The organism is Nonomuraea insulae (genome assembly GCF_042656245.1).
Genome location: NZ_JBHSPA010000071.1, coordinates 69,975 through 82,720, shown reverse-complemented (window position 1 = coordinate 82,720; position 12,746 = coordinate 69,975). Strand labels below are relative to the sequence as shown.

11 protein-coding genes are annotated in these 12,746 nt (G+C 70.8%); 5 read left to right on the top strand and 6 right to left on the bottom strand.

Annotated features, from left to right (window positions below; genetic code table 11):
• From ACFPZ3_RS49555 to ACFPZ3_RS49540, 4 genes are all read right to left on the bottom strand, one after another.
• A partial coding sequence (locus ACFPZ3_RS49555) for an SDR family NAD(P)-dependent oxidoreductase (protein ID WP_379521404.1) occupies window positions 1-192 on the bottom strand: 192 nt, incomplete at its 3' end.
• Between the two features lie 36 nt (window positions 193-228).
• The gene (locus ACFPZ3_RS49550) at window positions 229-1,002 is read right to left on the bottom strand and encodes a MurR/RpiR family transcriptional regulator (RefSeq protein WP_379521403.1); all 774 of its coding nucleotides are present in this window, start codon (window positions 1,000-1,002) and stop codon (window positions 229-231) included.
• 154 nt (window positions 1,003-1,156) lie between these two features.
• Window positions 1,157-2,806 carry a urocanate hydratase gene (gene hutU, locus ACFPZ3_RS49545; RefSeq protein ID WP_379521402.1) on the bottom strand — a complete coding sequence of 550 codons (1,650 nt, stop codon included), beginning with the start codon at window positions 2,804-2,806 and terminating at the stop codon, window positions 1,157-1,159.
• Window positions 2,807-2,854: 48 nt separating this feature from the next.
• The gene (locus tag ACFPZ3_RS49540) at window positions 2,855-4,561 is read right to left on the bottom strand and encodes an ABC transporter ATP-binding protein (protein ID WP_379521401.1); all 1,707 of its coding nucleotides are present in this window, start codon (window positions 4,559-4,561) and stop codon (window positions 2,855-2,857) included.
• A 231-nt stretch (window positions 4,562-4,792) separates the two neighbouring features.
• Between ACFPZ3_RS49540 and ACFPZ3_RS49535 the strand changes: the two genes are divergently transcribed.
• From ACFPZ3_RS49535 to ACFPZ3_RS49520, 4 genes are all read left to right on the top strand, one after another.
• A complete protein-coding gene (locus ACFPZ3_RS49535) occupies window positions 4,793-6,169 on the top strand; it encodes a DUF4331 domain-containing protein (protein ID WP_379521400.1) in 1,377 nt (458 codons plus the stop codon).
• Between the two features lie 153 nt (window positions 6,170-6,322).
• Window positions 6,323-7,522 carry a tetratricopeptide repeat protein gene (locus ACFPZ3_RS49530; RefSeq protein ID WP_379521399.1) on the top strand — a complete coding sequence of 400 codons (1,200 nt, stop codon included), beginning with the start codon at window positions 6,323-6,325 and terminating at the stop codon, window positions 7,520-7,522.
• Window positions 7,519-8,946: a nickel/cobalt transporter gene (locus ACFPZ3_RS49525; protein WP_379521398.1), complete on the top strand. Its 1,428-nt coding sequence runs from the start codon at window positions 7,519-7,521 to the stop codon at window positions 8,944-8,946. The genes ACFPZ3_RS49530 and ACFPZ3_RS49525 overlap by 4 nt, the downstream gene beginning before the upstream one ends.
• Before the next feature lie 28 nt (window positions 8,947-8,974).
• Window positions 8,975-9,742, top strand: coding sequence for an SGNH/GDSL hydrolase family protein (locus tag ACFPZ3_RS49520; protein ID WP_379521397.1), 768 nt, complete (start codon window positions 8,975-8,977; stop codon window positions 9,740-9,742).
• 2 nt (window positions 9,743-9,744) lie between these two features.
• Here the strand turns inward: ACFPZ3_RS49520 and ACFPZ3_RS49515 are convergent, their stop codons facing one another.
• Both ACFPZ3_RS49515 and ACFPZ3_RS49510 read right to left on the bottom strand, forming a co-directional pair.
• Window positions 9,745-10,497 carry a hypothetical protein gene (locus tag ACFPZ3_RS49515; protein ID WP_379521396.1) on the bottom strand — a complete coding sequence of 251 codons (753 nt, stop codon included), beginning with the start codon at window positions 10,495-10,497 and terminating at the stop codon, window positions 9,745-9,747.
• A 46-nt stretch (window positions 10,498-10,543) separates the two neighbouring features.
• On the bottom strand, window positions 10,544-11,248 hold the full coding sequence (locus ACFPZ3_RS49510; protein WP_379521425.1) for a FadR/GntR family transcriptional regulator: 705 nt from the start codon (window positions 11,246-11,248) through the stop codon (window positions 10,544-10,546).
• A 124-nt stretch (window positions 11,249-11,372) separates the two neighbouring features.
• On the opposite strand from ACFPZ3_RS49510, the gene ACFPZ3_RS49505 reads away from it, so the two are divergent.
• Window positions 11,373-12,743: a glutamine synthetase family protein gene (locus ACFPZ3_RS49505; protein WP_379521395.1), complete on the top strand. Its 1,371-nt coding sequence runs from the start codon at window positions 11,373-11,375 to the stop codon at window positions 12,741-12,743.
• Window positions 12,744-12,746 lie beyond the last annotated feature (3 nt).

Here is a 12,746-nt window from a genome sequence, read left to right as displayed (position 1 = left end):
GTCGGCCGCCGTGACCCGCGTCAGCTCCACCGGCCAGGGCCGCGAGCCGGGCAGCTCGGCCGCCAGCGCGGCCAGCGCCTCCTCGTCCCGGCCGCCGAGCAGGACATCGTGGGTCGGGGCCAGGGCCCGGGCGATAGCCGCGCCGACCCCCCGTGAGGCGCCTGTGACCAGCGCCGTCGGTCGTTCACTCATGAACGGCAGCTTATTGAGCTTGACGACTGCGCGTCGCTAGGCAAGATCGCCGGGTAGGAACGTACCGGTCTCGTCGGTCATCCGCTCATACTCGTCGAGCCGGGCCTGCGTACGCAGCGGCGCCGCGTCGGCCATGGCCTCCACCAGGGCCATGGCCAGGGCGAGCGGCGCAGCGTGCGAGTCGAACACGAGCCGGTCGCCCACGGGCGCGTCCAGCACGACTTCCGCCGGGAAATCGGATTTATCCGTTATGCAGGCCACCCGGAAGCCGAGCTTCTCCGCGTACTCCAGCCCCTGCACCGCCTCTCTCGGGTAGCGCGGCAGGACCACGGCCACCAGCCACTCGGCCCCGGCCCTGCGGGCCGCGTGCAGCCCGTCCACCAGCTCGGACCCGCCGTGCGTGAGCAGCCGCACGTCGGGATGGATGCGGCGGGCGTAGTAGGCGAAGGTGGTGGCCAGCCCGCACGAGACGCGCAGCCCCAGCACGGGCAGCGGCTCGGTCGCGGCGAGCTGCTCGCCCAGCTCCTTGAGCGGGAACGCGCTCAGCCGCTCCCTGACCAGGGCGAGGTTGCGGATCTCGCAGTCGATGGCCCCGCGCAGCAGGCTCTCCTGCGGCCCCTCCGCGCTCCCGCCCAGCACCAGCGGCCGCAGGGCCTGCCGCAGCTCCGGATAGCCCGCGAACCCCAGCACCATGGCGAACCTGGTCACAGAGGGCTGGCTGACCCCGGACCGCTCGGCCAGCTCCACGCTGGACAGGAAGATCGCCTCATCCAGGTGCTCGCTGAGATAGTGCGCGATCCTGCGCTGCACCGGCGACAGCCTCCGGCCCTCCAGCAGCAGGTCAAGCCCCCCGTGAAAGCCGCTGGGAGAGCCACCTTCAGAGCCACTGTGATATCCGTCCGCCACGCCACCTCCAACGCCAGGGACCACGCGTTCTCATCCCTCCCATTGGTAACAAAGGAGGTCAGGATTCTCGCATCGGGATGCGGATGCCCTTGTCCTCGGCCACCTCGGCGGCCTCCTCGTAACCCGCGTCCACGTGCCGCATGACCCCGGTGCCCGGGTCGTTGGTGAGGACGCGGTTGAGCTTCTCGCCCGCCAGCGCGGTGCCGTCGGCCACCGTCACCTGGCCGGCGTGGATGGAGCGCCCGATGCCCACCCCGCCGCCGTGGTGGATGGACACCCAGGCGGCCCCCGAGGCCGTGTTGAGCATGGCGTTGAGCAGCGGCCAGTCCGCGATCGCGTCGGACCCGTCGGCCATGGCCTCCGTCTCGCGGTAGGGGGAGGCCACGGAGCCGCTGTCGAGGTGGTCGCGGCCGATCACGACGGGCGCCTGGAGCTCGCCCGAGGCCACCATGTCGTTGAAGCGCTCACCGGCCACGTTGCGCTCCCCGTAGCCCAGCCAGCAGATGCGCGCCGGCAGCCCCTGGAAGTGCACCTTCTCCCCGGCCTTCCTGATCCACCTGGCCAGGGGCTCGTTGTCGGGGAACAGCTCCAGGATCGCCCGGTCGGTGGCGGCGATGTCGGCCGGGTCGCCGCTGAGCGCGGCCCACCGGAACGGACCCTTGCCCGCGCAGAACAGCGGCCTGATGTAGGCGGGCACGAACCCGGGAAAGTCGAAGGCCCGCGCGTAACCGGCCAGCTTGGCCTCGCCCCTGATGGAGTTGCCGTAGTCGAACACCTCCGCCCCCGCGTCCTTGAACCCCACCATGGCCTCGACGTGCCGCGCCATCGACGTGCGCGCCCGCTCGGTGAACCCGGCCGGGTCCTTGTCCCGCTCGCCGGCCATGTCCTCGAAGGCGACGCCCAGCGGCAGGTACATCAGCGGGTCGTGGGCCGAGGTCTGGTCGGTGACGATGTCGATCTCCGCGCCGCGGGCCAGCAGATCGGGCACGGCCTCGGCGGCGTTGCCGACCACGCCGATCGACAGCGGCCTGCGGGCGTCGCGGGCCTCGTAGGCCAGCCGCAGCGCCTCCTCCAGCGAGGCCGCCTCCACGTCGAGGTAGCGGTGCTCGATGCGGCGGGCCACCGAGCGCGGGTCGCAGTCGACGCAGATGACCACGCCGCCGTTCATGGTGACGGCCAGGGGCTGCGCGCCGCCCATCCCGCCGAGCCCGGCCGTGAGCGTGATCGTCCCGGCCAGCGTGCCGCCGAACCGTTTCTCGGCCACGGCGGCGAACGTCTCGTACGTGCCCTGCAGGATGCCCTGGGTGCCGATGTAGATCCACGAACCCGCGGTCATCTGCCCGTACATCGTCAGCCCCGCCGCCTCCAGCCGCCGGAACTCCTCCCAGTTCGCCCAGTCGGGCACCAGGTTGGAGTTGGCGATGAGCACCCGGGGCGCCCACTCGTGGGTGCGGAACACACCCACGGGCCGCCCCGACTGCACCAGCAGCGTCTCGTCGCCTTCGAGCGTGGTGAGCGTCCTGACCAGCGCGTCGAACGACGGCCAGTCACGCGCCGCCCGGCCTGACCCGCCGTAGACCACGAGCTGCTCGGGATGCTCGGCCACCTCGGGATCGAGGTTGTTCTGGAGCATGCGCAGCGCGGCCTCCTGCGGCCAGCCCTTCGCCGTGATCGTGGTGCCTCGCGGGGCGCGGACGGTTCTGCTCATGGGCGGTCCCTTCGTGAATGAACCCATTCACGAAGAGACTAGCCCTTCTCAGCTGACGAGGAACTGGGTGGCCGCCAGCTCGCGGTAGAGCTCGTCGGCGCCGACCAGCTCGTCGTGCGTGCCCACCGCCCGCACGCCGCCGCCTTCCATGACCACGATCCGGTCGGCGTTGGTCACGGTGGACAGGCGGTGCGCGATGACCAACACGGTCGTCTCCGAGGCGACCTCGGAGATCACCTCGCGCAGCCGCAGCTCGTTGACCGCGTCGAGCTGCGAGGTGGCCTCGTCGAGCAGCAGCAGCCTGGGCTTGCGCAGCAGCGCCCTGGCGATGGCCACGCGCTGCCGCTCGCCGCCCGACAGCAGCACGCCGCGGTGCCCGACCGCCGTCTCCAGCCCCTCGGGCAGCCTGGAGACCAGGTCGTCGAGCCGCGTACGCGCGATCGCCCGGCTCAGCTCCTCCTCCGTCGCGTCCTGGGCGGCGAAGAGCAGGTTCTCCCTGAGCGATCCGGCCAGCACGGGCGCGTCCTGCTCGACGTAGCCGAACGCGGCCCGCAGCTCGCCCAGCGGCCAGTCCCTGATGTCCCTGCCGCCGACCTCGATCCTCCCGTCCTGATGGTCGTAGAAGCGTTCGAGCAGCGCGAACACCGTGGACTTGCCCGCTCCTGAGGGCCCGACCAGCGCGGTCAGCCCGCCGGGCGGCACCTCGAAGCTCACCCCGTCGTGCACGATGGGCCGGTCGTCGCCGTACCGGAACACCACGTCCTCGAACCTCACCCCGACCGGCCTGGCCTCCACCGGCGTCGCGGCGCTGACCGGCTCGGCCGGCAGGTCCTCGATCTCCTTGATCCGCTTCATCGCGGCCAGGCCCTGCTGCAGTTGCACGCCGCCCTGGACGAGCTGCCCGATCGGCGGCACGAGGTAGAACAGGTACAGCAGGAACGCGATCAGCGACGACACCTCGAGCGTGCCCGAGGCCACCCGGGCGCCGCCCACGGCCAGCACGGCCAGGAACGCGATCTGCACCGACATCCACGTCGCCACTCCCGCCAGCGACGTCCATCCGGCGACCTGCATGCCCCGGTCCCGGGCGCGCGTGGCCGCCTCGCCGACCACGGCGATCTCCCGCTCCTCCGCGCCACTGGCCTTGACCGTCCGGTACGCCTGCAGCGCCCGGTCCAGCACGGCCCCCATCTCGCCCACGGCCTCCTGGGCGTGCGTCTGGGCCCGCTGGATCTTCGGCATGATCAGCGCCACCATCCCGCCGATCACCACCACCACGAGCAGCGTGACCAGCAACAGCACGCCGTCCATGGTCGCCATCATGACGATGGCCCCGACCAGCATGAACGCCGCGCTGACCGAGTCGACGACGCCGTTGGTCAGCACCGCGCGCAACAACGTCGTGTCACCGGTCACCCGCGACAGCAGGTCGCCGGGCTTGAGCCGGTCCACGTCGGCGACCCTGAGCCGCAACATGCGATCCACGAGCCTGCGCCGGGCGCCGAGCACGATGCCCTCGCCCGTGCGCTCCATCAGGTAGCTTCCCCCGGCCGAGACGACCGCGCCCACCAGCACCGCCACGGTCAGCCCCAGCAACGGCGCGGCCATCGACCCGGCCTGGCCGAACGCGTCCACGACGTACTTGGCGAGCAACGGCATCGCGAGGCCCGCCACCGAGCCGATCAGGCTCAGCAGTCCGCCCAGTAAGAGGACCTTCCGGTGCGGGCGCATGTAGGAGAGCAACTCCTTGACCACCGCATCTCCTTTCACGATATTTCTCGACTTGCTCTAAACGAACGGGGCGGCACATTCCGCACCCCGGCACGGAGTCAACCTAAATTGACGACTTAAGTATGTCAACTTTGGTTGACCCTCATCCTCAGGGATGAGACCGACATCCGGCGGCGGCCGGCGGACGAATAGGGCGTCGAGGAACCCGGCCGGAACCTCGTAAGTCACGATCAGCCCTTCCCGAAAGGACCGAACATGGAGCTCCGGATCAACCGGCGCGCTCTAGTCGGACTTGGCCTCGCCGCTGCGGTCGCCGCGTCGTCCCTGGCCGTGCTCCGTACCGACTCCGGCATGGCTTCCTCGCACCGCGAGGCCCCCATGATCTCGGGTGACCCGCAGCACGACAACACCGACGTGTACGCGTTCGTCAGCCCTGACAAAGCCGACTCCGTGACCTTGATCGCCAACTGGATCCCGTTCGAGGAGCCGCACGGCGGCCCGAACTTCTACCCGTTCGCGACCAAGTCCCGGTACAACATAAAGATCGACAACGATGGTGACGCCAAGACGGACATCACCTACCAGTGGACGTTCACCAACGAGGACAAGCGTGGCAACACCACGTTCCTCTACAACAACGGCCCGGTCACCTCGCTGAACGACGCGAACCTGCTCTTCCGCCAGCGTTACACGCTCAAGCGGATCACGCCTGACGGCTCCAAGACACTGGTCGACGACGGCATCGTCGCGCCCAGCAACGTCGGTCGCGCGTCGATGCCCAACTACGCCACGCTGCGCAACCAGTCCATCAAGAGCCTGGCCGGTGGCGGCAAGACGTTCGCCGGGCAGTCGGACGAGGCGTTCTTCCTCGACCTGCGCGTCTTCGACTTCCTGTACGGCGGCGACCTGTCCGAGGTCGGCCAGGACACCACCAAGGGCTACAACGTCAACAGCGTGGCCCTCCAGGTCCCGGCCACGGAGCTGGCGCTCAAGGGCGACGCCAAGCGCAACCCCGTGATCGGCGTCTGCTCGACCACCGACAAGTTCAACGGCGACGACTACGTGCAGGTCTCCCGCCTGTGCAACCCGCTGGTGAACGAGCTCGTCGCGTCCGCCGGTATCAAGGACGCCTACAACGCCCTGGACCCGTCGAAGGACGCCGACGTGCAGGCGCTGGTCGACCGGGTCACCGACCCCGAGGTGGCCAGGCTGCTGCAGGCCATCTACGGCATCAAGGCGCCCGCGACCCCGCGTAACGACCTGGTCGAGATCTTCCTGCAGGGCATCGCCAAGCAGAACGGCCCCATCAAGGCCGATCTGAACTCCCAGGTGCTCAACAAGGACGCGGGCAAGCTGCGCCCCTCGGAGCAGTTGCGGCTGAACATGTCGATCCCGCCGGCCAAGGACCCGAACAGGCTCGGCGTCCTGGGCGGTGACCTTCAGGGCTTCCCGAACGGCCGCCGGCTCAGCGACGACGTCGTGGACATCGAGCTGCAGGCCGTGGCCGGCGCCGCGTTGACCGGCAAGCTCATCCCAGGCCTGACGGACAAGGTGGACAGGAACGACAAGCCCTTCCTCCAGACGTTCCCGTACATCCCGCTGCCGAGCAACGTGGCAGTGAACCAGCGCTAACCCTCCTGACCGGTCGGCCCCCTCTCCAAGCCGGCCGGTCCACCCCGGCGGCAGACACCCGTCTCCCATCGTCTGCCGCCAGCAAAAGGGCCGGCCGGCCGTGCTCCCCGTCACGGGCCGGCCGGCCCCACCTTCATCTCTGGAGCCTTGGACATGCGTGCCTTCGCGATATTCGCCGGACTCGCCCTCGTCGCAACGATGATCTTCACCATCCTCTCCTTCTCGGCGGAGCCGTCGTCCCAGCCGGTGACGGACACGCCGCGGCGCGAGACGCTGCAGGAGCGGCTCAAGCGCCTGCCGGGCGACCACCGCGGCTGGGCACAGCTCGCCTCCCAGTACGTGGACCAGGCCCGGGTCACCGGTGACCCGGCGTACTACACCAAGGCGGAGGGCGCGCTCGCCACAGCCGCCAGGCTGAGCCCCCGCGACGACACGGTCCTGGCCGGCCAGGCCGCGCTGGCCGCCGGCCGCCACGAGTTCGCCGAGGCGGTGCGCCTGGCCGAGCGCGCCATCGACGTCAACCCCTACGGCACCCCGGCCTACGGCGTGCTGGCCGACGCCAAGACGCAGCTCGGGGACCTGCGCGGGGCGCAGAAGGCCGTGGACAAGATGATGAGCCTGCGCCCGGGGGTGGCGTCCTTCTCCCGCGCCTCGTACGCGGCAGAGCTGCGCGGCGACCGGGACAAGGCGCGCGAATACCTCGAATACGCACAGAACGATGCCTGGGCGCCCGCCGACCTCGCCTACAGCCGCTACTACCTGGGCGAGCTGGCCCTCCACGCCGGCGACCTGCAGGCGGCGGCCGGCTGGTACGCCAGGGCGCTGGAGGCCTACCCCGCCTACACGCCCGCCCTCGCGGGCCAGGCCAGGACGGCGGCGCTCAGCGGCCGGCTGCCCGAGGCCCTCGACCTGTACGAGCGGGTGGTCCAGCGGCTGCCCCTCCCCCAATACCTCATCGAGCAGGGCGAGACCCGGCTCAAGGCGGGCCGGCCGGCCGACTGGACGCTGCTCAGGGCCCAGCGCAAGCTCTTCCAGGCGGCGGGCGTGCGCGACGACCTGACGTGGGCCGAGTTCGAGGCCGACCACGGCGACCCGGCGCAGGCCGTACGGCACGCCAGGGCCGAGTACGCCCGCAACCCGAACCTCGTCGCCGCCGACGCCCTGGCCTGGGCCCTGTTCAAGGCGGGCAAGGCGGCCGAGGCGCTGCCGTACGCCAGGCGGTCCACCGCCACCGGCTGGCAGAACCCGCTGCTCGCCTACCACCGCGCCACGATCGAGAAGGCCCTCGGCCGCTCCGCGCGGGTGGACCCAGAATTCGACCCGGCCCTGTCCGCATTGGCGAGGTTCTCATGAGACTGCTCCGAGCCTGCCTGCTGGGGCTGCTGCTGTCCTTGTTCGCGAGCGCCCTGCTGAGCGGGCCGGCCCAGGCGCACCCGCTGGGGAACTTCACCGTCAACCACTACAACGGGCTGCGGGTCTCGGCCTCCGACGTACGCGGCCTCGCCGTCGTGGACCTGGCGGAACTGCCGACCCTGCAGGCCGAGCCGGAGGTGGACGCCACGTACGCGGCCCGCCGCTGCGCCGCCCTGGCCGGGGCCCAGCGGCTGGAGGTGGCCGGCCGGCGGGTGCCGTGGCGGGTGCGGGGCTCCGAGTTCGCCTATTCCCCCGGCCAAGGGGGACTGCGCACCAGCCGCCTGACCTGCCGGCTCGTGGCCGACGTTCGCGCCTCGGGGGCCGTGAGCTTCACCGACGGGTTCGAGCAGGACAGGATCGGCTGGCGGGAGATCACCGCCGTCGGGGACGGGGTGCGCCTGACCGGCTCCTCGGTGCCCACGACGAGCGTCAGCCAGGAGCTGCGCGCCTACCCCGAGGACCTGCTGACCGACCCCCTCGACCAGCGCGTCGCCACCTTCACCGTCGCACCGGGCCTGTCCGCCCCCTCCGGTTCGCAGGCGCCCGGCACGGTTTCCGGCGGGTTCGGCATCGGCGGGCCGATCGGGGACGCGCTGGCCGCGCTGGACAGGACGTTCACCGGGCTGATCGGCTCGGAGTCGCTGACGGTGCCGCTGGGGCTGCTGGCGGTGGGGCTGGCCGTGGTGCTCGGGGCCGGGCACGCGCTGATCCCCGGGCACGGCAAGACCGTCATGGCCGCGTACCTGGCGGGCCGCCGTGGCCGCCCGCGCGACGCGGTGGTGGTCGGGGCGACGGTGACGGCCACGCACACGGCCGGGGTGCTGGTGGTGGGGCTGCTGCTGACGGTGTTCACCTCGCTGGCCGGGGAGTCGGTGCTGAGCTGGCTGGGGGTGGCCAGCGGCGTGCTGATCGCCGTCATCGGCGTGCGTCTCCTCATCAACATCCGCCGTGGTCAGGGTCACGGGCACGGGCATGGCCATGGACACGGCCACGGGCACGGGCACGGGCACGGCCATGGACACGGGCACGGTGATCAGCCCACCAAGCGGGCGGGCCTGATCGGTCTCGGGGTGGCCGGTGGGCTCGTCCCCAGCCCCTCGGCCCTGATCGTGCTGCTGGGCGCGATCGCGCTCGGCCGCACGTGGTTCGGCGTGGCGCTGGTGACGGCCTACGGCGTCGGCATGGCCGCCACCCTCACCGTCACCGGCCTGCTCCTGGTCAAGATCGTGGACCGCCTGGAACAACGCGCCTCGGCCGGTCGCCGGCTGGCCGCCCGCCTGTCGGGCCTGGCCCCGCTGGGCACCGCCGCCATGGTCGTACTCCTGGGCGCGGGCCTCGCCCTCCGCTCTGTAGCCTCCCTCTAGTACTCGAGGTACTGGAGGGAGAACAGGCATGTACACGCGTTACGTCGCGCTCGGAGACAGCCAGACCGAGGGTCTCGGCGACGGCGACGACACCGTGGGCCATCGCGGCTGGGCCGACCGCCTCGCCGAGCACCTGGCGCGCGCCGATCCCGGCCTGCTCTACGCCAATCTCGCGGTGCGTGGCCGCCGGGCGAGCCAGATCCGCGCCGAGCAGATGTCCGCCGCGCTGGCGCTCCGCCCCGACCTGGTCACGGTCATGGCCGGGATGAACGACCTCATCCGCCCCGGCTTCGACGCCGCCGCGGTGGCGGAGGTCCTGGATGACATGTTCACCACGCTCACGGCGACCGGCGCGCACGTGGTCACGGTGACCTTCCCCGACATCGGGAAGATCGCCCCGCTGGTCCGCTCGCTCCGCCCCCGGGTCCTCGACCTCAACGCCCGCGTCCGCGAAGCCGCGGAACGCCGTGGCGTCACGCTGGTGGACACGTTCGCGATGGAGCACATCACGGACGCCAGGATGTGGAGCCTCGACCGCCTGCACGCCAGCCCCGACGGCCACGCCCGCTTCGCCGCCGCCGTGGCCCACACGCTGGGCCTGCCGGGCAGCGACGACACCTGGAGGCAGCCGCTCCCGCCCCTGCCCCCTGCGGCCAGGTGGCGGGCGGCGGCCACCGAGTTGCGGTGGGCCGGCACGTTCGCGGGGCCCTGGATCGGCCGCCGCCTGCGCGGCCGATCGTCCGGCGACGGCCGCACGGCCAAGCGACCTGACCTCACCCCGTGGGTTCAGGGATAGCCTCACGGACGCCGGCGGATGCGCCGGGTGGAGGGCAGATCGTGCCGCCCGGAGAGGAACTCCTGGAACGCGATCTTGACCTTGATCACCGGCCGCCGCCACCGTTCCTCCCGGTGGATGGCCGTGGCCATCTTGCGGGGTGAGCGGGTGGCGAAGAACCAGTGGGCCCACGGGGAGCCGGGCCGCGCCAGCCGTACCGCGCCGACCAGCAGCATGGGCGGCACGAACAGGCCCGCCATGCCCGTCCAGATCTTGCCCTTCAGCAACGTGACGACGGCGAGCACCAGGTTCGCCACGATCAGCGCGGCGGGGTTGACGAGGGTGCCGTAGTCCCAGGTGAGCGGGCGCAGGCCGATGAGGAGCAGGCCGGTCACGGCGACCGCGATGAAGACCGCGTCCACCGAGGTGCGCCCCTCCTCCTCCCAGTAGACGTCGTGCAGGTGCAGGATCAGCGCGAACTCGTCCAGCACCAGCGCCGAGCCGACGCCGAACACGGAGGCCGCGACGGCGGTGCCGATCTGCGAGCCGGGCGAGACGATGAGCGTGACACCGCCCACTAACATCAGCACCACGCCGAACACCACGTGGTGGATGTGCATCTCCCCGACGTTGAAGTTGCGGAACCAGCCGATCTTCGCCCTGATCAGGCGCACGTTGATGCGGGTGGCGATGAAGGCCGCGATGAGCATGCAGAAGTAACAGAACAGCGGCAGCCGTCCCGTGTTGACGATGCTTTGCTGAAACCAGTTCCCCATAGCCCTGACCTCGATGGTACGAGCCGCCTGCGGGGAATGACCCAAATCAGGAGAGGAACGCCCTTAACAGAGCAGCCGTGCCCTCCAGATGCTCCACCACCGCCCGCCTGGTCGCGTCGGGGTCGCCGGCGAGGATGGCGTCCACGATGGCCTGGTGCTGCCCGGCGGCGTGGTCGAGGTTGACCTGGAGCATCGGGATGGCGTTCAGCAGGTCGCTGACCCTGGAGCGGGCGTCGGCGCAGGTCGTGGCGAGCAGGGTCGAGCCGGTCAGCTCCGCGATGGACAGGTGGAAGGCCGTGTCGAGACGCCGGTAGTCCTCCAGCCCCGCCTCGTTCAGCTCGGCGAGCCTGCGGACGAGCACGGCCCGCTTCTCAGGCGTGAGGCCGGAGGCGGCCAGGACCTGCGCCGCCCCGCACTCCACCGCCAGCCGGAACGTGAGCGCGTCCGACAGGTCGGCCATGCCCATCTCGTTGACCGCCTGGCGCAGGTCGCCGGCGTCCGGCTTGGGCGGCACGTAGGTGACGAACGCGCCCCCGTAGCGGCCCCGCCGCACGTCGAGATAGCCCGCGTCCGACAGCGCGCGGATCGCCTCCCGCAGCGTCACCCTGCTGATGCCGAGCTGGACCGCGAGCTCCCGCTCCGGAGGGAGTTTGTCGCCGGGGGCCACCACGCCCAGTTTGATCGCCTGGAGCAGCCGTTCCACCGTCTCTTCGAAGGCGTTGCCGGCCCTGACCGGGCGCAACACCGTCATCAAACGCGCCGACTCGTCCAACGTGTCCTCAGGTCTTGACAAGCGATCCCGCCATACACATCAATGGTCTGAGACTAGCCCAATTAACGGGAAAGCGCGTCAGGCCAGATCGGAGCGACGTAGCGTGAGCGAGCGAGCGAGCACCGGGTTCCTTTCCGTCGCCGAGCTGCGCGACGAGGTGGCTGCCGGGCGCATCGACACCGTCCTGCTCGCGATCGCCGACATGCAGGGCAGGTTGCAGGGCAAGAGACTGTCCGCGCGCTATTTTCTGGACGAGGTGGTGAACCACGGCTCCGAGGGCTGCAACTACCTGCTCGCGGTGGACGTGGACATGAACACCGTGTCCGGCTACGCGATGTCGTCCTGGGACCGGGGCTACGGCGACTTCGTGATGAAGCCGGACCTGGCGACACTGCGCCGGGTGCCGTGGCAGGAAGGGACCGCGATGTTGATGGCCGATCTGGCCTGGGAGGGCGGCGGCGACGTGACCGCCTCGCCCCGCCAGATCCTGCGCAGGCAGCTCGCCCGGCTCGCCGACCGGGGGCTGGCCGCGTACGTGGGCACGGAGCTGGAGTTCGTGGTCTACGACGACAGCTACGAGGACGCCTGGAAGCGCGCTTACCGCGACCTGTCTCCGGCCAACCTGTACAACGTGGACTACTCGCTGCTGGGCACGGCCCGCATCGAGCCGCTGCTGCGGCGGATCAGGCGCTCGATGGAGGGCGCCGGGCTCTACGTCGAGTCCGCCAAGGGCGAGTGCAACCTCGGCCAGCACGAGATCGCCTTCCGCTACGACGAGGCGCTGCGGACCTGCGACCACCACTCCATCTACAAGAACGGCGCCAAGGAGATCGCCGCCCAGGAGGGCCGGTCGATCACGTTCATGGCCAAGCCGAACCAGCGCGAGGGCAATTCCTGCCACATCCACATCTCCCTGCGCAGCCTGGAGGGCGACCCGGTGATGGCGGGCGAGGGCCCGCACGGGCTCTCACCGCTCGGGGCGCGGTTCATCGCCGGGCAGCTCGCCTGCCTGCGGGACCTCACCCTCCTGTACGCGCCCAACATCAACTCCTACAAGCGCTACGTGCCCGGCAGCTTCGCCCCCACGGCGGTCAAGTGGGGCGTCGACAACCGCACCTGCTCACTCAGGCTCGTCGGCCACGGGCTCTCGCTGCGCGTGGAGAACCGGGTGCCGGGCGGCGATGTGAACCCGTACCTGGCGGTGTCCGCGCTGATCGCGGCCGGGCTGCACGGCATCGACGCCGAGCTGCCGCTGGAGGACGCCTTCGAGGGCAACGCCTACGACTCCGGCGCCGAGACCGTGCCGCACACGCTGCGCGACGCGCTGGCGTTGTTCGAGGGGTCGAAGCTGGCGCGGGAGACGTTCGGCGAGGACGTGGTCGAGCACTACGCGAACAACGCGCGGGTGGAGCTGGCCGCCTACGACGCGGCGGTGACGGATTGGGAGCTGTTCCGTGGTTTCGAGCGGATGTGACGC